18 protein-coding genes are annotated in these 24,408 nt (G+C 54.2%); 6 read left to right on the forward strand and 12 right to left on the reverse strand.

All coding sequences use genetic code 11. The features are described 5' to 3' along the window. Window positions 1–50: 50 nt before the first annotated feature. The gene (locus tag NHM04_RS01275; protein ID WP_254265248.1) at window positions 51–587 is read right to left on the reverse strand and encodes a DUF3806 domain-containing protein; all 537 of its coding nucleotides are present in this window, start codon (window positions 585–587) and stop codon (window positions 51–53) included. Continuing rightward, window positions 571–2,139 (reverse strand): FMN-binding glutamate synthase family protein, encoded by a 1,569-nt coding sequence (locus NHM04_RS01280; RefSeq protein WP_254265249.1) that lies wholly within the window; start codon window positions 2,137–2,139, stop codon window positions 571–573. The genes NHM04_RS01275 and NHM04_RS01280 overlap by 17 nt, the downstream gene beginning before the upstream one ends. Window positions 2,140–2,230: 91 nt before the next feature. Here NHM04_RS01280 and NHM04_RS01285 point away from each other — a divergent pair, with 91 nt between their 5' ends. From NHM04_RS01285 to NHM04_RS01295, 3 genes are all read left to right on the forward strand, one after another. Further along, window positions 2,231–2,593 (forward strand): hypothetical protein, encoded by a 363-nt coding sequence (locus NHM04_RS01285; protein WP_254265250.1) that lies wholly within the window; start codon window positions 2,231–2,233, stop codon window positions 2,591–2,593. Between the two features lie 28 nt (window positions 2,594–2,621). Next, on the forward strand, window positions 2,622–3,380 hold the full coding sequence (locus NHM04_RS01290; RefSeq protein ID WP_254265251.1) for an AsmA family protein: 759 nt from the start codon (window positions 2,622–2,624) through the stop codon (window positions 3,378–3,380). A gap of 556 nt (window positions 3,381–3,936) precedes the next feature. Continuing rightward, on the forward strand, window positions 3,937–4,263 hold the full coding sequence (locus NHM04_RS01295) for a hypothetical protein (RefSeq protein ID WP_254265252.1): 327 nt from the start codon (window positions 3,937–3,939) through the stop codon (window positions 4,261–4,263). Window positions 4,264–4,343: 80 nt separating this feature from the next. On the opposite strand, the gene NHM04_RS01300 is transcribed toward NHM04_RS01295, so the two are convergent. Further along, window positions 4,344–5,660: a type II toxin-antitoxin system HipA family toxin gene (locus tag NHM04_RS01300; RefSeq protein ID WP_254265253.1), complete on the reverse strand. Its 1,317-nt coding sequence runs from the start codon at window positions 5,658–5,660 to the stop codon at window positions 4,344–4,346. After that, the gene (locus NHM04_RS01305) at window positions 5,654–5,980 is read right to left on the reverse strand and encodes a helix-turn-helix transcriptional regulator (protein ID WP_254265254.1); all 327 of its coding nucleotides are present in this window, start codon (window positions 5,978–5,980) and stop codon (window positions 5,654–5,656) included. Before NHM04_RS01305 ends, NHM04_RS01300 begins: the two co-directional genes overlap by 7 nt. A 579-nt stretch (window positions 5,981–6,559) precedes the next feature. Here NHM04_RS01305 and NHM04_RS01310 point away from each other — a divergent pair. Next, complete coding sequence (locus NHM04_RS01310; protein ID WP_254265255.1) at window positions 6,560–7,036, forward strand: DUF6231 family protein; 477 nt, start codon at window positions 6,560–6,562, stop codon at window positions 7,034–7,036. 360 nt (window positions 7,037–7,396) lie between these two features. Further along, entirely contained in the window at window positions 7,397–8,161 is a 765-nt protein-coding gene (locus NHM04_RS01315; RefSeq protein WP_254265256.1) for a CPBP family intramembrane glutamic endopeptidase, read from the forward strand. Window positions 8,162–8,219: 58 nt separating this feature from the next. Here the strand turns inward: NHM04_RS01315 and NHM04_RS01320 are convergent, their stop codons facing one another. The 8 genes from NHM04_RS01320 to NHM04_RS01355 form a co-directional block, all read right to left on the reverse strand. Continuing rightward, complete coding sequence (locus NHM04_RS01320; RefSeq protein WP_254265257.1) at window positions 8,220–10,814, reverse strand: glycoside hydrolase family 9 protein; 2,595 nt, start codon at window positions 10,812–10,814, stop codon at window positions 8,220–8,222. Window positions 10,815–11,042: 228 nt separating this feature from the next. Beyond that, the gene (locus NHM04_RS01325) at window positions 11,043–12,137 is read right to left on the reverse strand and encodes a metalloprotease (protein ID WP_254265258.1); all 1,095 of its coding nucleotides are present in this window, start codon (window positions 12,135–12,137) and stop codon (window positions 11,043–11,045) included. An 8-nt stretch (window positions 12,138–12,145) separates the two neighbouring features. Continuing rightward, entirely contained in the window at window positions 12,146–13,828 is a 1,683-nt protein-coding gene (locus NHM04_RS01330) for a BatD family protein (RefSeq protein WP_254265259.1), read from the reverse strand. 5 nt (window positions 13,829–13,833) lie between these two features. Then, complete coding sequence (locus NHM04_RS01335) at window positions 13,834–15,735, reverse strand: tetratricopeptide repeat protein (protein ID WP_254265260.1); 1,902 nt, start codon at window positions 15,733–15,735, stop codon at window positions 13,834–13,836. Next, the gene (locus NHM04_RS01340; RefSeq protein WP_254265261.1) at window positions 15,732–16,751 is read right to left on the reverse strand and encodes a VWA domain-containing protein; all 1,020 of its coding nucleotides are present in this window, start codon (window positions 16,749–16,751) and stop codon (window positions 15,732–15,734) included. Before NHM04_RS01340 ends, NHM04_RS01335 begins: the two co-directional genes overlap by 4 nt. Next, window positions 16,744–17,235 carry a DUF4381 domain-containing protein gene (locus NHM04_RS01345; RefSeq protein WP_254265262.1) on the reverse strand — a complete coding sequence of 164 codons (492 nt, stop codon included), beginning with the start codon at window positions 17,233–17,235 and terminating at the stop codon, window positions 16,744–16,746. Before NHM04_RS01345 ends, NHM04_RS01340 begins: the two co-directional genes overlap by 8 nt. Beyond that, window positions 17,232–18,176 (reverse strand): DUF58 domain-containing protein, encoded by a 945-nt coding sequence (locus tag NHM04_RS01350; protein ID WP_254265263.1) that lies wholly within the window; start codon window positions 18,174–18,176, stop codon window positions 17,232–17,234. Before NHM04_RS01350 ends, NHM04_RS01345 begins: the two co-directional genes overlap by 4 nt. Then, a complete protein-coding gene (locus NHM04_RS01355; protein WP_254266667.1) occupies window positions 18,176–19,135 on the reverse strand; it encodes a MoxR family ATPase in 960 nt (319 codons plus the stop codon). Before NHM04_RS01355 ends, NHM04_RS01350 begins: the two co-directional genes overlap by 1 nt. Before the next feature lie 464 nt (window positions 19,136–19,599). Here NHM04_RS01355 and NHM04_RS01360 point away from each other — a divergent pair, with 464 nt between their 5' ends. After that, window positions 19,600–24,396: an NAD-glutamate dehydrogenase gene (locus NHM04_RS01360; protein WP_254265264.1), complete on the forward strand. Its 4,797-nt coding sequence runs from the start codon at window positions 19,600–19,602 to the stop codon at window positions 24,394–24,396. Window positions 24,397–24,408: the final 12 nt, after the last annotated feature.

Raw genomic sequence — 24,408 nt, forward strand, 5'->3', positions numbered from 1 at the left:
TGAGGTCTGACGCGTTAGCATCTGACTTCAGACATCCGACTTCAGGCTTTTTAATAAGCCTTATACTCCCGTACCTCGCCATAGGGAAGTTTGGGCAGTGATTCGGCAATCAGCTCCAGGGCTTCTACGTAAACTTTTTTTACATCCGGCTTTAACCCTACGCGCATGCGCCGTGACAGCATAGTCACTGGGAATAGGCACTCTTCGACGCTCATGGCGCACAGGGCGCGCGAGCGGCCCACTTTGTCTTCGTACACTTTCCAGGTTAGCTCTTGTTCGTCTTTGAGCATGACATCGCCCAGTACCACTCCCAGCGCCTGCTGGGTGATGGTGTCATCTTTTTTGACCAGCTCGCGGTCGATAATGCGTTGCAAGGTGCTCAGGTCTGATTTGTCGCCGCGAATCTGGCTGCCTAAGTTTTCCCGCGCTAACCGGTCGATACGTGCACGCTGTTGCGATAAAAAACTTTCATCGGTCCAGCTTAAATCGCTGATGGTGACCACATCTGGGTTGTCATTTTGCTGCGCCTGAACACTGCTGCAGACGACTAGTGCGATGAACGTCAGCCATTTAATTGATGCTTTCATGGGGTACCTCTTTGTTCGCTTTGCCGGCGCTGCTGGCGTGCGCCTGGTCCTGGTCGTCTATCAGAGTCACAGGCTCGGGGTGAAGTTCACTTAACGGCGCCGATAACCCAGATGCCATAACAATTTGCACATGGTCGCGGCGCAGTCCGCGCGGCTCCGCAACCCCGCAGGCGTGGGCAATCAGGCCTACGCCGTAGGTCATATTGCGTTGATAGTGGGCCACACGCTCGGCTTTGTCGGCCGGGACGAGGCCGCGCTGCAGTTTCGGGTCGTGGGTGGTGACCCCAGTGGGGCAGGTATTTTTGTGACACTGCATGGCCTGAATACAGCCCAGGGCGAACATAAAGCCCCGCGCGCTCACGGTAAAATCAGCGCCGCAGGCCAGGGCCCAGGCGACTTTAGAAGGGGTAACCAGCTTGCCCGAGGCGATCACTTTAATACGGCTTTTTAAGCCGTGCTGGGTTAGCAAGTCACACACCCAGGGCAGGCTCTCTTTGAGCGGCAGGCCCACATAATCTATCAACGGCTGGGGGGCGGCGCCGGTACCGCCGTCGCAGCTGTCAATGGTTATAAAGTCCGGTGCCCGGTCGATGCCGCGTTGTTTTATGGCAGCGACTAAATCTTCCAGCCATTGCTTGCTGCCAATGACCGCTTTAAAGCCCACGGGTTTGCCGGTGACTTCACGCACATGCTCAATCATATCCAGTAGATCATCCACCGAACGGATATCCGGGTGGCCGTTGGGGCTGATGGAGGCGTGACCTTCGGGAATGCCGCGAATAGCGGAAATTTCGGCCGAGACTTTTTCGGCGGGCAGAATACCGCCCTTGCCGGGTTTGGCTCCTTGGCTGAGCTTGATCTCAATCATTTTTACCTGTTCGTGCTCGCCCAGGTGCTTTAGCCGTTCATCGCTGAGGTGGCCTTCGTGGTTGCGCACGCCGTATTTGGCGGTGCCTATCTGGAACACGACATCGCAACCGCCTTCCAGGTGGTAGGGCGACAGGCCACCCTCGCCGGTATTGAGCCAGCAGCCCGCTTTGGCGGCGCCTGCGGAAAGCGCGCGTACGGCGGGCTTGGACAAGGCACCAAAGCTCATGCCGCTGATGTTAAAAATGGAACTGGTGGTGTAGGGCTTGCGGCAATAGGGGCCTACAATCACCTCTGAGGGCAGCGCGGCATCTTTTTCCAGCGTGGGAAAGGCGGAGTTTAGAAACATCACTTCGCCGGTTTTACTTAAATCGCGGGTTGAGCCGAAAGCGACATTGGCGTCCACATTTTTGGCCGAGCGATACACCCAGGCGCGCTCGGCGCGGTTAAAGGGCAGCTCTTCACGGTCCATGGCAAAAAAGTACTGGCGAAAAAATTCCCCCAAGTGTTCAAACAGGTAGCGAAAGCGGCCAATGACCGGGTAGTTGCGGCGAATGGTGTGAGCGCTTTGGTTGACATCGACCACATACATAATGACCACGGCGATAATGGTCAGGACAATGGCGCCGGTAAATAAGATGGCAATAATGCCCAGTAAATTCAGGGCGAGAGAGCTATCATTCATAAGAGCTTGTTTTCACGGTTGTGTTTTGTTGCTTAGTGCGCGTTATGATAGGCGTTTTTCAGCGTTGGCGCATTGCTTAGGAGAAGTGAATATGGGGTTTTTCGCGCGTTTACTACTGATTTTATTGGTTATTGCGGTGTCGGCGCAGGGCGCGGCACTGTACTGGGGTTATCAGCAACACATGCAGCTTAAGGCCCGGGTGGCCGAGCTGGAAAGCCAATCGGCGGATTTACAGGCGCGCGCCCAGGCGCTCAGCAACACAATTAAGAAAATGGAGCAGGATTCGGTTGGCGCTATGGTGAAAAAGGCCAACCAGGTGATCGTGCAGGGCTGGGATGCGATCATCAACTCGGTGGAAGCGGAGATGGATCGCGCCCGCGAAGCGCTTGAGCATTTAGATGACGAGCCTGCCACTGGCGGACAAGCTGCGCCGCAAACACAGCCAGCTCCTTAAAACTAATTTTCGGCAAAGGAATACCTATATGAAAGCGTTAAAAATCATTCTGATTATTTTACTGGTGCTGTTTTTGTTGATAGGCGGCGGTATTTATTATTTGGTTAAAAACTTAGACACCATAGTCGCGGGTGCGATTGAGCGTATTGGCACCGAGGTGCTGCAAACCGAAGTCAGCCTAGACTCCACTCACTTTGAGCTAAAGCAGGGGAGAGGCGAGCTGCACGGTTTGTCTATCGCCAACCTGGAAGGCTTTAATGAGCCCTACCTGTTTCAGTTAAATGAGGTTGCCCTGCAGGTTGAGCCGGCCACCTTGCGCGACCCGGTGATCGTTATCGATGAAATCCTGATCGATGGCGCGCAGTTAACGGTTGAGGACAAAGGTATTGCGCAAACCAATATTCAAGAGTTGATGCGCCGCTTGAATCAGGGAAGCTCGCAAGAAGAAGCACAGCCGGAGTCATCCTCAGGCGCCGCACCGCGCTTTATGGTGGAAAAACTGAGCTTTACCGATATTTCCATGGACTTGGTATCGCCGCAGTATAAAAATCGCACCGTGGCTCTGAGCGATATTACCCGAACCAATCTGGGCGATCGCGAAAACGGCTTAACCGGGCCCCAGCTGGCGAAAGCCATTGTTCAGCCATTGATCGATAAAGCGCGCGATCGTGCCGAGGCTGAACTTAAATCTCGTGCCCAAGACGCCGCGCAAAAGGCGATTGAAGAGAATTTGTCAGACGAAGATAAAGAGAAAGTGAATCAGTTGCGTGGGTTGTTGGGGCAGTAATACTTGTCACTTTTCTGCTTGTCCAGAAAAGTAACCAAAAGAAGACACCCCGGTTCGCGGCCCTGCGGGTGCCCTCACTCCAGCCTATTTTAGCGGGCCGTATCGACGCGCCGTCCATGGCGCGGCGATACTTGCGTGAGCGTCCTGCTCACTTACCCCCTAAAATAGGCCTCCGTTCGGCTCGCTCGCAGGGGGGCGGGTGTGCCAAAGTTAGATATGGGCAGTTTTTCGTTGTCTTTCTCGGCCACGAGCTTAATTTAGTCAAACTTGTTTGCGGCAATCATATTGTGAGGTCTTAGGGAGTGAAATTCAGAACTGACAAGGAGACGTTAAAGACAGTCGCTATTCTTGTGCTTTTGCCTTTGTTGGCTTTATCGATTGTTCGTGAGGTGTTTGTTAGCCGTTTTTTATTAGATATGACGACGGAAAGTATGGAAAATTTTACCGAGGGAAGACGTATAGAGCGTCAGGTCGATTTTTCCACGAGTCGAACTTACATCGATCGTTTGAGAGCAATAACACGCGAGAGGTTCTCTATAGCCTTTACAAGGCTGCAATGGACGATATTCAGTGCGTAGATGAAGCTGTATCGCAATGTATTGCTCCGGGAAACCGCGAAGAGTTTAACGCTAAGTACGAGGCCTTTATGGCTCGCGAGTGTGATAATAACTTTTACCCGGCCTGCCTGTCTTACGGTGATTTCCTATCTCAGCGTGATGATTTTGACCTTGCTAGCAAAGCTTATGTGAAAGCCGCGAACAATGGTAACGAGGCAGCCACCTCGCGCTTGTATTACTTGTACAGTAATCAACATTGGGACGGCCACTCTGATGAAAAATCCGAATATTGGCTGGATCGGTTGACTGCAGAGCAACCAAATTGATCTCGGGTGGGCGGGTTTACGCAGTAGCGGCTATATCTTTATCTGTAGTTTTCCTCGCTTTTGTTGTAATTGAGTGAAAATTATAAGTCCAATCTAAAATTTCCCTCTATTTCTTTAAGCAAACTTTTGGGTACGGCATGTTCGGTGGCGAGCGTTTTCCATTTACTTACGCTGTCGCAGGTTTGCTCTAACGTTTGGTCGATTTTCTTACGGGTGAATAGGGGGCTTATTTTGCTCAGGCTGTACAAGTCGTCGCGGGTGAACTGGTCGCGTTTACCGTTTAAGGTCATCCAGTGGCTGTTAACCCAGCGGCTGCCGGGTTTGTAGCTGTAGGCGATGTCGTAGGCCGGGGCCAGACGCCAGGTGTTGTCTTGCAGGGTGAAGGCGAAGTTTTTGGCGTGGTCGTCGTGGTTGCGCGCGACAACGTTAAACACCAAACGCTTTAGCAGTTGTTCGGCGTCTTCGGCTGGCAGTTTCAGCTGCCGCGCCACTTCAAATAATTCGGCGTAGGAAAAAGAGCCGGGCATTTTGTAGTTCACGTGAGCCAGGCCGTTTAGGGTTTGCACGTGTATTTTATCGTTGCCTGTGCGGTCAAAGCGCTGGGTGATAAAGTGGCGCCGCTCGCCCTCGTTGATTAAATGGCAGGGCATCATATTAATGTCGCAGATTTTGGCCATTAAGTAGTACACATATTCCATGGCGCCAAAACCCATGGGGTCGCCAAAGGTTTCGCGGTCGGCATTGTGTTCGCTGACGCCGTCGAATTTCATGATGTAGTGCTCAAAGCCTTCTGGCACCCGCGCCTGGCCAGAGCGCACCTGGGTAAAGTCTTTATTAAAGGCCAGCACGGCCTTAGGGCGTGCGCCGCCCGCGCTCATGCCCACAGAGAGTAACGCCAGCATGGCTTCGCGCTCGTCGCTGCCATCGCTTTGCAGGGAAACCTTAAATTCTTCGCGCTGGTCCAGAATTTCCTGCGCAATCGTCACCAGTTGTTCCACTTCAACCTGGGTGGACGCATTCAGACTTTTTAAGCGGGTGGCCGGATGGTATTCCAGCGCCCCCATGCCCCGACGGCCGGTGTATTGCAGTCTCTGCAAGGGGGTGATGTCGGCGGTCTGTTTGCCCTGGCTGGCGACCCAGGCGTTAAGTACCGCGTTGCCAAAGTCGTCGGGCAGCGAGTCGGCAATCATTCCCGGCAGGCCTTTAAAGGTGTGAAAGTCCAGCTCGGGGAAGGTGTAAATACGCCGCGCCAGCGGCATTTTCAAGGGCGACAGCTCGATGCCAGTTTTGATAAAGCTCTGGGTGTATTCAAACGCGCCCAGGCCTGTGGCAGTATCAAAGCTTACCGCACCCACCTCGTGTTCACCGTAGGTGACAGCCACCACTTCCATTACCATGCGCTGGGCTCCTCGTCGTGCTCATCTTTACGGCTGCCGGAGGCGCGCTTGCGCTTTTTGCCCTGTAGTTTGGCCAATTGCACCGGAGAGACGGGCGGGGGAGGCAAAAAGTTATCCAGCTGCGCGGCCTGATCAAGTGCGTGCATAATGGCAACAAACACCTCCAGAGTCGCTTGGCCCTTTTCGGCGTTTAACACCGCTTTGCGGGTAACACCCGCGCGCTCGGCGGTCTCCACCTGGGTCAGGTCGAGGTTAAGGCGCGCCTGCTTTAGGCGTTCGCCCAGATCGGCGGCGGTGATTGTGTCGTTGCTTTGTCTCATAAAGTGCTAAAAGTCGAATTTTGTTGCGGTATTCTATGTTTGTGTTCCTAATATAGCACTTTAAGTGGTGTTTTTGTAAGTCCTTTATAAGGGATTTATTGGCTGAAACACCAATTAAAGTTCCAAATATTGAACTTTATGGTGGGGTTCGTGCTTTTACTGGTCGTTAACCGTCTATTGGTCTGAGCTTTTTTTCGTGATGCGCATTTTGCCGACGGCTTCAGGTGAAGATTCCGCGCCCGTTTCACAGTTTTCAGCCTAAGCTCGGTGTTGGCCGTGGCTTGGGGCACCCTTGTTGTTTTTCATACTTCACCTGGGCGATCTTCCAGCCTTGGGCTGGGGGGCGCTGGTTTAATCTGCACAGCGACAAATGGTAAGGCGACTTTTCGGCTGTTGTCCCTCGGGGTGTGTGTTATTGCCAGCGATCTTCTATTTTAAAAAGCTCGGCAAAATGTCATTCCCTGGGTTCGTTATCGTTTAAAAATAGTCCTCGTCAAGCAGCAAGGTTCTTATGCTTGTCTTGCGACCTCTTCACTAAAGGTGTGATACTGAAAAGCACACTCAACTTCTTAGCACTCTATGTCCGAATCAAATCAAGCGCTAGCTAATATCATCGACGCTTGCCAACCCCAAACAATCGTTGTCCTAGGTGACACAAGTGAAGCCTTGGCACAGCGGTGGTCGGAGCATCATTCCTGTAAGGTTACTTGTCTTGCGCCGGGCGATACAAAAGAAGGCTTGGCGCTTTCCGAGATACAGGATCTTGCCTTGGTGACCGAGACACTTGAGCACATAGATCACATCCAGGGGCAAACGTTAATCGGCCTGCTGCGCAATTACGGTACTCGCCAGATTGCGGTACTCGTGAGTGAGAAAAGCGGTTGGAGTAAAAGCGATTTTATCGGCTTGGGTTTTAAAAGGCAGGCGCAGTTGGAAGAGGGTGGCGAGGCCTTGGCTCTCTACACCTATAATATCAGCAACTATAACCATAAACGCGCCTGGAATAACCCGCGCTTTTGGGCCAACCCGGAAATGTGGGATAAAGCTCGTTGGTAGGCGTGCTTAATACAATAATAATTATCACGGAGTTGTATGTCGCACCAATGCCCGAGCTGCTGGCACGTCTTTACAAGTCAGCAGGCGCTATGCGAAGAGTGGCGCAATCCAGAAAAATCCTTCGGGTGCCCTCATTGCGGTTACTATATCCGCAAAGACTTGAGTCCCAATATCCGTCAATCCGTTTGGGTGGGTGTTATGGCGGGGGGAGTTACAACACCCGCGCGAATGGCACGGTCAGAAACCTGGACGTGTGGTACCAGGCCTTTTCTGAGGGCCCGGACGATGCGCTGTATCTGCCAAGAGAACAGCGGATTAGCACATGGTAAGCATTTTTTTAAAAGGGTATAGTGCGTGACGATGAGCAATACGGCAGCTAAGCCTTTGGTGAGGGGGCTGGAGCGCCCCGGCGATGACTTCCCGTTTTATGCGGGCCAGCCCGTCACAATATCTACCCGCCAGTGGTTGATGGTATTGGCTGCAGTGGCCTTGGGTTTTACCTGCTTGACACTTAATGTTCCCGTACTGACCGGTGACCCGGGTATTTTAATTCGCACCCTGTTGTTTCCCGCTATTCCCCTTGCGGTTCTGCGATACGTCGCTGGCCCCCATTGGCGGAGTCTGTTTCGTAGGCTTCGCGCGGCAGATTTCGGTTGGATGCTGGCTTTTGCCCTGTTGAATTTGGTGGTGAGTTCGTTGGTGGGCGTGTTGGTGATCAAGCTTTTCGGCGCCGACCAGAATATTGCGGTGCAAACCTTGGCCGACCAAAGTCTGGCGCAGCGCGAATGGTTTTTTCTGCGCAGTATTCCCCAGCTTTTTGGGGAAGAGGTTCTGACGATACTGCCGCTGCTGGCTATTTTGTATTTAGGCCACCAGCGTTTGGGGTTGTCCCGTACCAAGGCGGTGTTACTGGCCTGGTTGCTTTCATCCGTTATCTTTGGTCTGGTTCATCTGCCATCTTACAACTGGAATTGGCTCCAGTGTGTGCTGGTGATTGGCACGGCTCGATTGGTGTTGACGCTCGCCTACATTAAAACCAAAAATATTCTGGTTTCTACCGGCGCTCACATTATTAACGATTGGGTGATTTTCGGTATCGTGCTGCTAGGGGCAACTAAGGGGTAATGAAAAAAGGCCGACACCACAGGGGTGTCGGCGCAAGGCTCACATTTCCACGCAAAAACTACTTTTCTAACAAGGCCTGGGCGGCGTGGGTCAAAAACAAATAGCGGCTGCCCATAGGAATCACATACTCATTCTGTCCCCAAAAGAAGGGCCAATTGCTTTTGTTTTCGGGTAAGTCCGGTGCCAATACCAGTACCCCGGGCACAACCCCGCCGGGAATATAGGAAAAGTCCGCGCGGTTGCTGCCGTAGGCAGCGGTTTGCGACTCGGCGCCGATACCCGAGGCAAAAGAGTAGTTAGAGTCCGGGTGGGTGCCGTAAATATAATTCAGGCTGCGGAATACCAAGTCTTTTTCTACGATCTCGGGGAAGGCTTTGTTCAGCCAGTAGTTGGTGATACCAAAACCCATAACGGTGCCGTTACCGGCCCAGCCACCGCGAGTAATGGGGACACCGTAGGGGTTATCTTTTTCGATTTCGCTAATGCCCTCGCGATATTCGCGCGCCAGGGTTTCCAGCTCGGTGGCGTAGGCGTCATCCATATAGGGCAGAGCGGCGACTAGCATGGTGACGTTTTCACCGTGAAAGTTTTCTTTTACCTGGGGCAGTAGCTCGCGCACCGCGTCCGCGTACTTTTGCTCTTGGGTGGCGAGCAATAATTCCACTGCCGCTTTCAGGTGCTCTTCTTCCAACTGGCCGCCGGTGGTATTGCCAAAGCGGTAGGTGTTGGGTTCGCGGCCCGCTTCGTAATCCCACACTTTTTTCGCCGTTTCCAGGCTTTCGGCGGCGAGATCTGCGTTTAGCGACCCCAATACTCGGCTGGCACCGGCCAGGGCGGCGGCCGAGCCATAGTTAAGGGCAGTGGTATTGCTGGTAAAGGCCCAACGGTCGTCAAAGCGGCCACTGTGAGTGCCGTTTTCGGGCATCAGGTCTTCACCGGCGGTGGGGTCTACAGTCGAGGGCTCGTACATATCGCCCACGGCGCGTTCATCGGCGTGGGGGTCCATGCTGGCGTCGTAAACCATATTGTCGGTTTTGGTGGAGCCATCGCCCAAGTGGGGGTACTGGTATAAACGCCCGGCGACAATACCCGGAATGGCGTGGCCAATGGCGCGATGCTGGGCAATCAGCGCCAGGGTGCCGTGTTCAATCTGCTGCAGAATATCCTGCTGGCCGTCCGGGCGATTTATTTGAGTGAATTTTTTCGCTTGGTCGACGGTGGTGTTGTCGCGCTCAATGCCAAATTCTTCCACCGCATGCACCAGCCCTTGCACTGTGTGGTATTGCGACTGAGTGCGAATGTCGTAGTCACCGGCGTCGTACCAGCCACCGTAGTTTAAGCCGTCAATATGTTCAAAGGGCGCAAAGTCTGTGTCCAGGTTTTCATCGTGGGCGTAGAGGTCAAAGTGCTCGTAGCTGGGTGGCGCCTGCAGGGCATCGTCCATGTGCGAGCGACCATGCCAGACGCGGTAGGCCTCGCGCACTAGCATATGGTCCATTTGCACCGGAAAGAAAAAGTCCAAGGTCGGCTGCCAGACTTTGGTCAGCACATCTTCACTGATGGGGAAGGCGTTACCGGTCTGCTTGCCGTAGCGCAATTGATACAGGCCGGGTTCATCAACCTCGGAGAAGTCGAAGGTGAGGTACTGATAGCGAAGATAATCGCCCCAGGGTTTGGGTTTGCCGCTTAGGGCCACTTCTGTGCTGCCGTCGGCGTTGACACGCAGAAGCTGGATGTTGCTTTCGGGGCTATCGTTAGGGTCCAGCTCAATCACCGCTTGCTTGGATTGCGCTGGGTGATAGCCTACCTGTGAATAGCCCACCACGGGTTCGCGCACCCAGTCAGGGATGGCGCTAATCTCTATGTCCCATTCCACCACTTTACCGCTAGCGCCGGCCGGAATCATATCGCGAACCACATACCAGCCGTTTTGTGCCTTGGTACGACCATCAAATAGCATCAACTCGCCATCACCCAGGCTTTCTTTAATGGTTACGCGGCGTTCGTCATCCTCGGGCGCCAGTACCAGGGTTTTACCCCGAGCAAAGGGCGTGGGTTCGGTTAAGCCGTCATCGTTTATTAACATGCCGTCGGTGGTGGAGGCAGAGCGTGGGAATTGGCCCGGCTTGCCGTCGGCCAAATAGGTTTTATCCCAGTATTCAGCGGGCACAAATTCCATATTAAAGCCGGCTTTGCCTTCCAATTCGGGCGGTAATGGCTGGTCTAAATGCACACTGACAGTCACACCCGTGGCGTTTGCGCTAGCCTGCACGCGGTAGCTAAAGTCGTGCTCGGGGTAGGCCAGTTCGGTGGTGATGGTGCCGGTTTGCGGGTCGACATCGCGGTCGACAAACTGCCCCATACCGTCCCACTGCTCGGGGGTGTGTAACAGACGAACATCACCGTTGGTGGCGGTGCGCTCGCCGTGTTGAACAATTTCAATACCCGCGGTTTTAGAATCAAAAAACAGGCCGCCCGGTTTGCTGGAAAAGGCAAAAACATCCACGGCGGCCGAGTCAAAATACTCTTTGTCGTTAATGCTAAAGACTGACTTCTGACTCGATGTGGGTTGGCTGGCGCAGGCGGCGAGCAGGGTGGTTCCGGCAATGGCGGCCGCCAATGGGCGCCAATTAAAACGGGTGTGGCTATACATGAGTGTCTCCTTGTTATTGTGCACTTTCTGTTGTTATGTTCAGTGTGACTATATGGAAATAAGATAGCGCAAATTTGAGACGATTGCGATAGCCAGAGATTCAGCGAAAGATTGGACGCCAGACTTTACGGGGCGGGGGCTGCGGAAGGTTTTAGGGGGATAAAGCCTAGGATAAGGTTTGTAAATTTTTACCTTTTCGCCCTAAGCGGGTAAGGCGCGAGCAAGGGGTCAGCTTGAGAGAAATACAAAGGGCAGGTTTGCCCCGGCAATCCCCGAGCCCGCCATGGCCCAGGAGATAGCCACCAGCACCGAGACAACAAAAAAGTAGAGCCCGGCGCACACCGTCATGCCATAGGTGTTCATGGGCACCTGGCGTTGATACTCCTTGCTGCCGCTGGCGAGTAAATCAACCGCGCCTAAAATGCCAAAAAACACCAGCAGAGTAAATCCGAAGGCGGCGGCTCCGGCCACCAGTACGGCGCTCAAGGCCAGCATAATAATATGACCGAGTTTGCCGGGTTTGCTGTAGGCAATGGCTTTAATCGCCTGACCGCCATCCAGTGGGACAATAGGCAACAAATTAAAAATATTTAATAGCAAGCTAACGGCGGCGAAAATCGCGAGAGTTTGGTTGCCGGTTAACAGCCAGGCAAGCCAGCCAGCAACAGCACCGGCGCCGCCCACAATCGGGCCTGCCATGGAAATTTTATAATCCTGCCAGCGGGTTTTGGCCTGTTCACTGACCGCCGCGCCGCCCAAAAAGGGAATAAGGTAAATACCTTTTACCTTTAACCCACACTGGCGCATGGCCATCACATGGCCAAACTCGTGAATAAACAGTGCGGCGATAATGCAAATGGCCACTTCCAGGTTAAACAGCCAGGCCCACCCGGCCAGAGCGGTACCGGCGAGCGCGGCTTTTAGCGCGCCCGCGCTTTTGATCAATTTAAAAAATAATCCGAATAGGGCAATGCCGTGATTTTTTACCGCGTCGGTGGCTTTACTTTCAACGTTGTGTGAGCTGGATTTTGATTCAGTCGCATTGAATGGATTTAGCTCTCCGGTGATAACTGATTGGCCTTCGGCTAACACCTGCTGGCCCGAAAGAATACGGTAGTTGCAGTTGCGGGCGGTGTTATCCAGGGAATACTCGAGGGTAACTGTGCCATGGCCCGGCAAGTGAAAGGCGTGCACGCCGTGCCATTCACGGCGCAGGTTTAAAGACACTACCTTGTCGTCCAGGCGCAGCTCATCCAGAGAACTCTGCAAGCGCCGCAGCTTTAATATATGGCCTTCAAGTTCAAGGTTTAGCAGCTCGGTCATTGGTTAACTTACGCCGGGTAGAGTGGGGCGAGCGTTTCGCTTTTGCCGTCGCGTTTGTTAACGCGCAGTTGTTGCAGCTCGGGTAATAATTTGCCCGGGGTAAAGTTATGCAGTTGGCCGCTGTAAATGGCTTTGTCTAGCTCGTGCAGTTGTTGGCGAATAGTGTCGCTGTTGGTAGTTTCTTTGCCGGCCAGTCGGCTCAGCTCGTCCAGTCCTTTTACGGGGCTGTGCCAATGCACGCTCGCCCACTGCAATAAATTTTGGCGCAGCTGGCCCCAGTTCTCATCGGCAGCGCTGCGTTTGACTTTTTTCCATAGGGCCTTGTCGCTGGAGTCACTTTCTTTATTGCGACTGTGTGTTGGCTTGGCTGTTTTGGGGGCGAAAAAATAAAGCGCGGCAAACAGGACCAGCAATAAAGCTGTGATTGCCTGGCTGATAATCAACCACAAAGGCGCCCGTTCGATTACTGTCACCTCGCCTGTGCCTCCACTGGTGTCAGGCTCGCTGGCGATACTTACAGCTTTGCCCGGTTTACTTGGCAAGGTGGCATTCACCTCCAATGCCGGCAGGCTTGCCGTTTCAAACTCACCTGTGGTGGTGTTAAACCAGCGCAGCTCTACCGGTGGCAAGGTGGCGCGCCCTGCGGCATTGGGTACCAGTGCCAGGGTTTCGGTGCGGGTACTGGTTACGCCCGAGCTGCTGCGGTTTTCATCGGTTTGGGCTTTGTCTTTGTAGCTGCTGTAGCCATCGATAGCGCCAAACTCAATAGGCGGGAGTTGGGTGGGCAGTAAACCCTCGGCCTCTATGGTGACGCGTCGGGTAACCGGTTCACCAGCCACTAGAGTTTCCGGATCATGACTAAAATGTTGCGTCAGCTTAATCCCTTTTGCCGGCAGCCAGGCGCTACTGCCATTGGCCGCAGGAATGGGTTGCACCTCAATATCCAAAGCCTGACTGCGACCGCGACGCACCGGGCCAGAGCTAAAACTCATGAGTGAACGGCCGCCGCTGCGTAACTGCGCGGCGTACTGCAGCGGAGGAATACGCAGGGTGCCACTTTTTTGCGGGTAAAGGGCAAACACCACTTCGTACACCAGGTGTTGCACACCATTAATGGTCGAGACGTACTCGTCTTCACTCACGGCTTCAACCAGGGCGTTGTCCAGTTCAAAACTACCCAGCTCGCGCCCGCTCCAGTTGTACTTTGAATACAGCTTGGCGGTAACCAGCACTTGCTCTTGCACATAAACCGAGTCTTTGTTCGCGGTGACTTCTAAAAAAGTTTCTGCATTGGTGTCGGCGGGTGAATCGGGTGCGTTAGTGACATTAATGGTAACGGGCTCGGAGCGCACGCCGCCGGCCTCTAAGCTGGGAATAATAATATCGCCGCGTACCTTGGGCGCTAACGCCAGCTGCCAGATAACCGAGGATTCGCTGCGGCCATTAATACTTATCGATTGCACCCGACGGCTGATGTCCAGAATATCAAAGTCGTCGCGCAGCACCGAAAAGTCTGGTTCATCGCTGGTGCTGGCGTCTTTTAAAGTGACATTCAAAGTCAGCTGATCGGTTATCGCCAGGGTATCGCGGCCGGGTTCAACCGTTAAACTGGCGGCCCATAAAGGGCTGACCGTTAACAGCAAAAAAAGCGCGATGAGGTAGCGGGTCATTGAATATTTTTGCGTGTTCATTTGCTTCACCAGCGTTGCTCCGTATTGCCCATATCGTTTAGCTGCTTAAGCTTTGATTCCAGGCGTTTTTGCTGATATTCGTACTGAAATTTATTGCGCAGCAGGCCCGATGGGTCGTCGGGTATTTGCCGTAGCCACTGCTCTTGGGCTTGTTGTTCTTCCAGCTCTTCAGGGGTAGGCTGGGCGCGCACCTCGGCTTCACTTTTTTCGCCCTCAGCCGTCGCGCTGGAATTTTGTGCCTGGCCCTGGCTAGACGATTGCGCAGCGCCATTTTGGGGTTCGTTTTCCTGGCTATTGCCACTGCTGGCGCTGGAGGACTGGCCCTGTTGGTTCTGCCCGTTTTGATTCTCGGGCGAGCTGCTTTGCCCCGCTTGAGCTTGCGAATTGTTGGGCGCGGCTGAACTTTGCTGTTGCTCGCTTTGCTCTTCACCTTGCTGGCCAGACGAGCTGTTTTGTTGCGACTGATTCTGCTGCTGATCCTGATTTTGTTCGCTGTTCTGCTGCTTGTCCCCGTCCTGATTTTGCTGTTGCTGCTCTTGTTGCTGTTGTTTTATTTGCTCGACAATTTCCTTATTGGCTTTGGCATCGGCAAAATTCGGGTCGCGCTTTAGCGCTTCGTCATAAGCTTTTAAAGCTTCGTCTAATTGATTGGCGCGCGCCAGCGAATTGCCGCGATTGTAGTGACCGAGCGCAGTGTCTACTTTGCTAAAGCTTTCGGCGGCCGCTTCGTAATTGCCGGCGCGATACTGTGCAGTGCCGCGCCAGGCGGGGTTGGTAAACGCTTCGGCCGCCGCTTCGGGCTGGTTTTGCTGCATCGCACGGGCGCCGCGCTGGTCGGGCGTCAATAGGGCATCAGGCAAAGCTTGCGCCTGCACAGGCGTGGGCAGCAAGCCTGCGGCGGGCACCAGCAACAGCGCCAGGATAACGCCGCGACGGAAGGTGTAGAGCGCAATGGGTAGCAGTATTAGTACCAGCCAGGGGCCGCGATCCAGCCAGATGTCCATGCTGGAGTCGGTTTGCTGGTGCCTGGCGCTAAGCGCGGACACGTTCTGGCTTAAGTAGTCCACATCGCGGGTGTCAAAGGTGCTGGTGATGTAGCGTCCGCCGCTTTGCTGGGCTAAACGCTGTAAATCTCCACTGCCAAGCTCGGTGGTGACAATATTATTTTGTCCGTCACGCAGAAAACCGCCCTGACCAGAGCGAATAGGCACGGGTTCATCGCTGCCTATGCCCATAATGGAAAGCGTGTAGGGGGTTTCGGCCAGCAAATCGGCAATGGTGCGTTGCGCGCTGGAGGCAACCCCATCGGTCAGTAAAAGCAGGCGGCCGCGATCAAAACCGGCATCTTGCAGCAGGGCGATAGCGCGTTCTACGCCCGCTTCGGGGCGACTGCCGGGCACTGGCATCATGCCCGGCGACAGCACGGGCAAGAGCGACTGAATGGTTTCGGTGTCTTCGCTAAGCGGTGTCACGACATGGGCGTCATCGGCGTACACCAGCATGGCCGTTTCCCCCTGGTCGCGCCGCTGCAGCAAGTCGGCAATTTTTAACCGGGCCCTCACTAGGCGGCTGGGTTTGATGTCGTCGCCAATCATTGAGGGCGATAAATCCAGCAAAATCACTAACGCATCTGACTGACGGTGTACCTGGCTTGGGGCGCGCTCCCAGGTGGGGCCGGCAAGGGCGAGGCAGGCTAGTATCCAGGCTAAACTGAGCACCACCAGGTAAAAGCGCGATTGTTTTTTCTGCTTGCCGTCGCTCAGCGCCGCCAGTAGCTCTGGCGCAATCAGAGACTGCCAACCGCCCAATCGGGTGCGCGAAAACCACAATAAAATGGCAATCAGCAACAGTGGCACTAACGCCAGCAGGGCCCAGGGGCGAATAAAGTGAAAGTCGGCAAGCGTCACGACAGTCCTCCATTGGCCTTGGTGCGGCCGAGGTGAATGCGGCTGGCGGCCAGTAGTGCTGAGAGCAACAGCGCCACACCCAGGGGCCAGTAAAACAGCCGATTCATCGGACGCACGGTGCGTTCGTCCAGTTCGATGGGTTCGAGGGCATCCAGTTGTTTGTGCACTGCGGCCAGTTCTTCGGTAGATTCGGCGCGGAAAAATGCACCGCCGGTCAGCTCGGCAATTTGCTGCAGGGTGCGTACGTCTAAATCTGCCGAGGCGCTGCGGCTGAAGAAGCCCCCGGTCGAGCGATTGGAGCCGAAGCCAATGGTATACACCTTAACGCCCATGTCGGCGGCAATGCGCGCAGCTTCCAATGGCTCGGTGTTACCGGCGGTGTTAGCGCCATCGCTGAGCAGAATAATACGGCGGCTGCCCTCGGGGCGTTCGCGTAAGCGTTTAATGGCAAGGCCTAGAGCGTCGCCAATGGCGGTGGCCCCCCCGGCAAAGCCTATTTGCGCCTCTTGCAAAAGCTGGTTAACGGTTTGGGTGTCGTAGGTTAACGGCGCCTGCACATAGGCCTGATCACCAAATAAAATAAGGCCCAGGCGGTCGCCCTTGCGTCTTTGCACAAAATCTCCCACCACGGCTTTCACCGCGACCAAGCGGTTAATGGGTTCGCCGTTTTGAAACTGCATGGCGACAATGCCCGGCGGCAACATATCGCGAATTTCCATACTCTTGGAAATATCCACCGCGAGCATCATATCGCGACCGCTGTAGGGTTGTGACTGCGCCTCACCAATCCAGCGTGGGTCCGCCGCTGCGGTCACCAGCAAGCTCCAAATAAGCCACAGGGTGAGGCCTTTACCCAGGCGTTTGCGTTTTATCTCTCCGCTGCCCGCCAGCGCTGCCGCGCTTTGGTAAAACGGCACTTGAATAGCGGGGGCCGAATCGGTTTTGGGCTTTACCCAGCGCATAAGTAAGGGGGCAGGCAACAGCACTAGCAACCAGAGCAAGCCAAACTCAAACATGCTTGCCCCTCCGTATTAGCGCTGATTTTTTCTGGTGATGTTTAATCCAGCTGGCGGCATAAGCGCGCAAAGCGGCTTGGTCGAGACTTGGGTTGGCCTGGTAAGCGGCGTCTGCCAAGGGCCGGGCATTTTCAGCGTTGAGTTTGGGCGCACTTGTGCGTAAAAAAGCCAGCCACTTTTCCCCGTGCAAGGTGGCGCAGGCATTTTCGCCATAGGCGCTGATGGCGGTGCGTTTGAGCAGCGTGTTGAGCTGCAAAGCAAAGGTCTGATTGTCCTCATCGGCTGGAAGCTTATGCAACTCTAGCAGTGCTGTGCGGCGATACTGATTGCGCCGGTAGCGCTGCATTAACAGCACAATAACTGTTGCCAGCAGGATTAACGCAAGCGCAATAATGACCCACCACAAAGGCGCCAGCGGCCACCAGCCGATGGCCTCGGGCGTGTGAATATCTTTTAATTGCGCCATAGGATCGGAGGCGTTCATGAGCTCCTCCTGGCACCATAGCGCTGTCGCAACAGCTCGCGGTAGTCGTCTGCAGTCGAAGCGCTGATTATTTCCAGCCCCAGTCGCTTGGCGCGCTCTTCCAACGCCTGCTGCTGCGTTTGCGCCTGTTGCGCGTAGGCTCTTTGGAACTGTCTGTCATGCGCGGGCAACTGGGCTTTTGCCTTGCCGTCGGTAATGTTCAAAGCCGCCGCGGAGCGCAATTGATGCTCTAGCGGATCGGTAATTTGAATCAAGGTAATGTCCAAGTGGCGTGCGAGATGAAACAACTGCTTTTCCGCTTCATCGTTCAAGTCGTGCAGGTCGCTCAATACAAATAAGGCGGCGCCCGGGGTAGCAATGCGCCTGGTGTCTTTTAACATTTGCGCCAAATCGAGCTTTGCGCTAGCGGCCACTGGAGAGTTGAGCTGGACATTAAAGCTGTGCAGCAGTTGCAGGGTTTGCAGAACAGTGTGCTTGCTGCGCTTGGGGCGAATATCGCGAAACTGGTTATCGCCAAAAATTACCGCGCCAATGCGGTCGCCACTGTTAAGTGCGGCCCAGCTCAGTTGGGCGCCAATGTGGCAGGCGAGGGTGCTTTTAAAGCAGTTCACACTGCCAAAAAACATGGGCGCGCGCTGGTCGCATAAAATGTACACCGGCCGTTCGCGCTCTTCACTGTAAAGCTTGGTGTGAGGTACCTGGGTGCGGGCCGTGACGCGCCAGTCGATGGAGCGAATATCATCTCCGGCCTGGTACAGACGAACTTCTTCAAAGTCTACGCCACGGCCGCGAAAGCGGGTGCGAAAGCGTCCGCTTTGCACACTCTGCACGGTTTTACGGGCAAATAAATTTAGCTCGCGGGCGCTAAAACGCTCGCGCAGCAGGGCCTGTAAATCGCAATAGGGCCCCTGGGCCAGATTGTCTGACGCTGCTTGGCTCATTAGGCGATGGCTACGGATTTTAGCAGTAGGTCAATGACTTGGTCGCGGGTGGTGCCGTCAGCTTCGGCTTCAAAGCTTAAAATTATTCGGTGGCGCAGGCAGTCGTGTAGCACGGCGGCGACATCGTCCGGGCTAACAAAGTCTTTGCCCGCCAGCCAGGCGTGGGCTCGGGCGCAGCGCTCCAAAGCGATGGTGCCACGGGGGCTGGCGCCGTATTCGAGCAAACCGGCCAATTGTTCGCTGTACTGGCCAGGGCGGCGGGTGGCGTTAATCAGCTGCACGATATATTCCTCTACCGCTTCGCTCATATGCAGCTTGAGGATTTCCTGGCGCGCCCGCATGACCGTTTCTTGGCTCAGCGGCGCCGGTGCTGATTGCGCTTCGTGGCTGGCTTCGGCGCGTACCAGTGAGAGAATTTTGCGCTCCGCTTCAACACTTGGGTAGTCGACATTTACGTGGAGCAGAAAACGGTCCAGCTGCGCTTCCGGCAGTGGATAGGTGCCTTCTTGTTCAATAGGGTTTTGCGTCGCCATCACCATAAACAGCGGTGGCAGAGGGTAGGTTTTGTTGCCGACGCTCACTTGGCGCTCAGCCATAGCTTCAAGCAGCGCCGATTGTACCTTGGCAGGGGCGCGGTTAATTTCATCGGCCAGCACTAGGTTGTGGAAAATCGGGCCGGCCTGAAACTCAAACGAGCCCTGCTCCGGGCGATAAATGTCGGTGCCGGTCACATCGGCCGGTAATAAGTCGGGGGTAAACTGAATACGGTTGTAGTCGCCTTCAATGGCATCGGCCAGGGTTTTAATAGCTTTGGTTTTGGCAAGCCCAGGAGCGCCTTCGACCAGCAGGTGGCCGTCGGCTAAAAGCGCGATTAACAGGCGCTGTACCAGGTGCTCTTGACCGATGATCTGGCTGCTAAGCCAATCCGTAAGCGTTGCAAGCTGCTGTTGCATGTTCATACCCTTTTGTAATGCTGGTGTTTTATTGGCGCTGTATGACATTGCCATGTGGAGGCAGTTCCGCAAATTTCAACTCCGGGGCGTCTATACTGGTGGCGACACCCGCTGCGGCGCCAAAGTAAGTCTTTGCCGACGGTTGCAAATTAAAAGTTAACCTATAGGTTTGCGCTAGGGCCTGTTAACACTAATTAGATGCAGCCTGTTGCGACTAAAAATTTGCCAAGCAAGGCGCGAGGAGAGTGGTTTGGTTATTCCAAATGAACGACGAGCAACGCAGAGTGGCGGATTTTTAGCCGCAACCCGAAGGGCTGGAGCCAGTTTTGCCCCCAGCGTTGTTGCCGATCGCTTATTTGGGGTTACCAAACTACGCTCACGGCGCCTAGCTGGAGACAAAACTGGCTTCCAGCAGGCGCATCTAATTAGTGTTAACAGGCCCTAGCGAGATCAATTTAGGGAGAATGTGAATGGGACATGCACAAGAATCGTCAATCGATATCGACACACTCGCCGAGGCCGTCGGTGAGCAAGCCCAGCCCAGTGAACGCGACGCGTGTACAGAATTTGTACGATTGTTTTTTCATCATTATCGTCCGGCCGATATGGCCATCGATTCATTGGATCATTTGCAGGCGTGCCTCAGTTACTTGTGGCAGCTGGCAAGAGTCGCGAGCGACACATCCGCCGTAGAAGTATTTAACCCCAGTGCGGATGACACAGGCTGGAGCAGTCCTTACACCCTGGTGGTCATTCGCCAGACCGATATGCCTTTTCTGGTCGATTCCGTGCGTATCGAGCTGGCCAGCCGCAATATTCCCATTTACAGCATAAACAGCACCCCCTACTGCGCGCAGTGGGAGGGCGAGGTCATTACCCAGGTCAGTGCGGTTGCCTCGCAAGAGGTGCCAGCCCAGGCTCTAATTTATCTGGAAGTGGGGGCGATCAGTGCTCATGGTTTTCTGCAGGAGTTGCGCGACGCCTTTACCGAAGTGCTGGGCCAGGTGACCCAGGTAGTCAGTAGCTTTAGCCCGCTGCGCCAGCAAATGTTAACGACAGCCGATCAACTTGACGTGGTAAAAGACCAGGCGGGCGTTCAGGATGTGGCGCAAACTCAAGAGTTTTTACGCTGGCTGGCGAGAGATCACTTTACTTTTTTAGCCTACACAGAATTCGATTTGACTGAGCGCGACGGTCGCCAGGTGTTGGTGGAAAATCGCGAGGCGCGTCTGGGCTTATTCGATGATGCCAGTAAGGTCAAATTTAAAGCGTTGGACGACGCCCACCCAGGGGTAGAGCGCTTCTATTTATCGCCTGCGGCCATTGCCTTTTCCAAGTCGCCACAGCGCTCGCGGGTACATCGCAATGCTTATCCTGATTACGTGGTGGTGAAGCGTTACAACGATCGCGGTGAGGTGTGCGGCGAAGCGCGTTTTTTAGGTCTGTACACATCCAGTGTTTACAATATTTCACCGCGTCGGATTCCCCTGCTGGACAAAAAAATTGCTCATATTTACGAGCGTATGCAGCTTAATGAGTGGAGCCACGAGGGTAAGGCGTTGGAGCAAGTGGTGGAAACTTTCCCCCGCGACGAGTTGTTCCAGGCCAGCACCGCCGAACTTTTCGATACCCTGCAAGGGGTGCTTTCTATCAGCGAGCGGTACCAGGTGCGCTTATTTACCCGACGCGATCGCTTCGGCAAGTTTGTGACTTGTTTGCTGTATGTGCCCCGAGAGCTATTTTCCACCCGGTTGCGCGAACAAATTCAGCAGTTTATTGCCGAGCGCGTGGGTGCCAGCGATCAAGAATTTACCACCTTTTTTTCCGAATCGGTATTGGCTCGGGTTCATTTGGTGTTTCGCATCGCTAAGAATCAGGCGCTCGAGTTTGATCCGCAGTCGCTCGAACAAGAGGTGGCCGAGCTTGCGAGATCCTGGAGTGATAAGTTGTTCGCGGGTTTGCGTGAGACTTACAACGAAGAGCAGGCGCGCAAGCTGGTGTCGCGCTATCGCAATAGTTTTGGCCCCGGTTATCAAGAGGCCTACAGCGCTTTGGATGCCCGACGCGATATAGAGTTGCTCGATCAGCTTGAGCAAGGCCAGACTCAGGCTTTGGATATGTTCGCCGATGCCGATATGCTGCGCTGCAAGCTTTTTGTGCGTGAGCAGGCGGTGGCGCTGTCTGACATTATTCCGGTGTTGGAAAATTTCGGTTTTTGTGTGCTGTCAGAGCACCCATACAAAATTTTTGATAAAAACGGCGATTGTCTTTGGCTGCACGATTTTTACTTGCAACCCCAGGGGCAAAAGGCGAGCGATATTGCTGAGCGTGCTGAAATTTTTAAACAGGCGCTGTGGGCGGTGCGCGACGGCAAGGCAGCCAATGACAGCTTTAATAAACTGGTGCTGGCCGCCGAATTGGATTGGCAGCAGGTAAATTTGCTGCGGGTTTACGCCGCGTATATGCGCCAAACCCAGTTTTACTATGATACTGAAACTATTGCCAAGGCGCTGATCAGTCAGGCGCAGTTGACCCGTCGTCTATGTGAATTATTCAGCCTCAAGTTTGACCCACAGAGCAAGCGGAATGAAACCAAGCAAGAAACTTTGCTGGAGGAGATATATCGCCAGCTAGAAGAGGTTCCCGATCTGGGCGAAGACCGAGTGATTCGCCAGTATCTGGCACTGATTAACGCCAGCCTGCGCTGCAACTATTACCAAGACAAGGAGCGCGATTTTTTAGCGATTAAATTCGCCGCTCGCGAAATCCCGGATATCCCCGAGCCGCGACCGATGTTTGAAATATTTGTATTCTCACCGCGTTTTGAAGGCGTGCATTTGCGCGGTAGTAAAGTGGCACGCGGCGGTTTGCGTTGGTCCGACCGATTGCAGGATTACCGCACTGAAGTGCTGGGCTTGGTCAAAGCGCAACAGGTAAAAAATGCGGTGATTGTGCCGAGCGGAGCTAAAGGTGGATTTGTCTGTAAGCAAGCCGAGGGGCTGGACCGCGATCAGCGTCAGCAAGAGGGCATTGCCTGTTATCGCCAATTTATTACCGCCTTGCTGGACTTGAGCGATAACTTAAAAGACGGTGAGATTGTGGCGCCGGAAAATGTTGTGCGCCACGATGAAGACGATCCGTACCTGGTGGTAGCGGCCGATAAAGGCACGGCCAGTTTTTCTGATATCGCCAATGAAGTGGCCAACCAGGCAGATTTTTGGTTGGGTGATGCCTTCGCTTCTGGCGGCAGTAATGGCTACGACCACAAGGCCATGGGCATTACTGCAAAGGGCGCATGGGTCAGTGTGCAGCGCCACTTCAAAGAGCGCGGTTTAAATGTTCAGCAAGACGCATTTACCGTCATTGGTATTGGCGATATGGCCGGCGATGTGTTCGGTAATGGCATGTTGTTGTCAGAGACTTTGCAGCTCACGGCGGCGTTTAATCATTTGCATATTTTTATTGACCCCAACCCGGATGCAAAGGCCAGTTTTGCTGAACGCCAGCGGCTGTTTGAAATGCCCCGCAGTCAGTGGACGGACTATGACGACGCTCTGATCAGCGAAGGCGGCGGGGTATTTGAGCGCTCCGCAAAATCTATTGCTATCACGCCGCAAATGCAAGAGCGGTTTGCCATCAAGGCCGATAAACTGACCCCCAACGAGCTGTTGCATGCTCTGCTTCAGGCGCCAGTAGATTTGATTTGGAACGGCGGTATTGGCACGTATGTTAAGGCAGAGTCCGAATCTCACAGCGATGTCGGTGATAAGGCCAATGACAGCGTGCGTGTTAATGGTAAACAGCTGAACTGTAAAGTGTTCGGCGAAGGCGGAAACCTGGGGATGACTCAGGCCGGTAGAATCGAATTCTGTCGCAGCGGCGGCGCGTGTAATACAGACTTTATTGATAACTCAGCCGGGGTGGATTGCTCAGATCACGAAGTAAACATCAAAATCGCCCTGGCAGAGCTGGTAAAAGCCGGTGAGCTCGACTTTGCCGAGCGCAATCAGCTGCTTGAGCAAATGACCGATGCGGTGGCTCGGGATGTGTTAAACAATAATTACCGGCAGACACAGGCGATCAGTCTGGTGCAGCGCGATGCTTTGTCACGCACCTCGGAGTTGCGCCGTTTTATCAATCAGCTGGAAGACACTGGCCGTCTCAATCGCGCTCTAGAGAACCTGCCCTCAGACGAGGCTCTGTTAGAGCGCCAGGCAGCGGGTGAAGGCTTAACCCGGCCAGAGCTTGCGGTTTTGCTTTCTTACGCCAAGGTGGGGTTAAAAGAAGATTTGGCGGTAGAGGATATCAGCGAGGATCCTGTTATTGCTCCGCTGTGTGTTGAATTTTTTCCTGAGCGGTTGCAACGGAATTACCCTGAACTGCTGCAAAAGCATCAGCTGCGCAAGGAAATTATCGCGACTGCTCTGGCCAATGAAATTGTCGATTTTCAAGGGCCGACATTTGTTCAACGCATGCAGGATGCCGCTGGTGTTAGCGCCGTGACCGTGGCGCGCGCTTATGTGGTGGCGCGCGACAGTCTCGCGCTTACGGACTTGTGGCAGGGCATTGAAGCGCTGGATTATCAAGTCGAAGCCCAAGTCCAGCTCGAGCTTATGAAGCAGTTGATGCAGCGCATGCGTCACGCCTGCCGTTGGTTTTTACGCAACCGGCGGGGCGATTATCAAGTGGCCGAGCAAGTGGATACTTTCGCCCAACCGCTAAAGACCCTTAGCGATTATTTGCCGCCTCTGCTTAATGACGCCGCCCGTGCAAACCGCGCCCAGCAGCTTGAAAAAATTACACACAAAGGTGTCCCCGCTGAACTTGCGGAAGCAGTCGTGTCCCCGGGTTATCTTTATTCTGGCCTGGGTATTGTTGATGTGGCCGAGAGTTTGCAAATGGACTTAGAAGCGGTCGCCCAATTGTACTTGGCGCTGATTGATAAGCTTCGCCTGGATGGCTTCGCCCGCCAACTGACCGAGGCGCGGGTGGATAATTACTGGCAAGCGATGGCCCGAGAGTCTTATATGGACGATTTAGAGTCTCAGGTGCGCAGCTTAACCGCCACTTTGGCAAAACGCCTGAGCCATTGTTCTATCGACGAGCTGCTAGAGCAATGGCAGAGCGATCATCAGCTCTTGCTCAGTCGATGGAATACCATGGTGACTCACGCTCAGGCGAACACGAGTACAGATTATGCAATGTTTGCGGTGGCGCTGCGCGAGCTACTGGATTTGGCGCAGGTGACTAAGCACAAACCCGAATAGACGACGTTTAAC

The organism is Gilvimarinus sp. DA14 (genome assembly GCF_024204685.1).
GTDB lineage: Bacteria > Pseudomonadota > Gammaproteobacteria > Pseudomonadales > Cellvibrionaceae > Gilvimarinus.

Coding starts and splice junctions, on each gene's coding strand:
- NHM04_RS01275 (WP_254265248.1), bottom strand. CDS start 587: ATGAAAGCATCAATTAAATGGCTGACGTTCATCGCACTAGTCGTCTGC.
- NHM04_RS01280 (WP_254265249.1), bottom strand. CDS start 2,139: ATGAATGATAGCTCTCTCGCCCTGAATTTACTGGGCATTATTGCCATC.
- NHM04_RS01285 (WP_254265250.1), top strand. CDS start 2,231: ATGGGGTTTTTCGCGCGTTTACTACTGATTTTATTGGTTATTGCGGTG.
- NHM04_RS01290 (WP_254265251.1), top strand. CDS start 2,622: ATGAAAGCGTTAAAAATCATTCTGATTATTTTACTGGTGCTGTTTTTG.
- NHM04_RS01295 (WP_254265252.1), top strand. CDS start 3,937: ATGGACGATATTCAGTGCGTAGATGAAGCTGTATCGCAATGTATTGCT.
- NHM04_RS01300 (WP_254265253.1), bottom strand. CDS start 5,660: ATGGTAATGGAAGTGGTGGCTGTCACCTACGGTGAACACGAGGTGGGT.
- NHM04_RS01305 (WP_254265254.1), bottom strand. CDS start 5,980: ATGAGACAAAGCAACGACACAATCACCGCCGCCGATCTGGGCGAACGC.
- NHM04_RS01310 (WP_254265255.1), top strand. CDS start 6,560: ATGTCCGAATCAAATCAAGCGCTAGCTAATATCATCGACGCTTGCCAA.
- NHM04_RS01315 (WP_254265256.1), top strand. CDS start 7,397: ATGAGCAATACGGCAGCTAAGCCTTTGGTGAGGGGGCTGGAGCGCCCC.
- NHM04_RS01320 (WP_254265257.1), bottom strand. CDS start 10,814: ATGTATAGCCACACCCGTTTTAATTGGCGCCCATTGGCGGCCGCCATT.
- NHM04_RS01325 (WP_254265258.1), bottom strand. CDS start 12,137: ATGACCGAGCTGCTAAACCTTGAACTTGAAGGCCATATATTAAAGCTG.
- NHM04_RS01330 (WP_254265259.1), bottom strand. CDS start 13,828: ATGAACACGCAAAAATATTCAATGACCCGCTACCTCATCGCGCTTTTT.
- NHM04_RS01340 (WP_254265261.1), bottom strand. CDS start 16,751: ATGTTTGAGTTTGGCTTGCTCTGGTTGCTAGTGCTGTTGCCTGCCCCC.
- NHM04_RS01345 (WP_254265262.1), bottom strand. CDS start 17,235: ATGAACGCCTCCGATCCTATGGCGCAATTAAAAGATATTCACACGCCC.
- NHM04_RS01350 (WP_254265263.1), bottom strand. CDS start 18,176: ATGAGCCAAGCAGCGTCAGACAATCTGGCCCAGGGGCCCTATTGCGAT.
- NHM04_RS01355 (WP_254266667.1), bottom strand. CDS start 19,135: ATGAACATGCAACAGCAGCTTGCAACGCTTACGGATTGGCTTAGCAGC.
- NHM04_RS01360 (WP_254265264.1), top strand. CDS start 19,600: ATGGGACATGCACAAGAATCGTCAATCGATATCGACACACTCGCCGAG.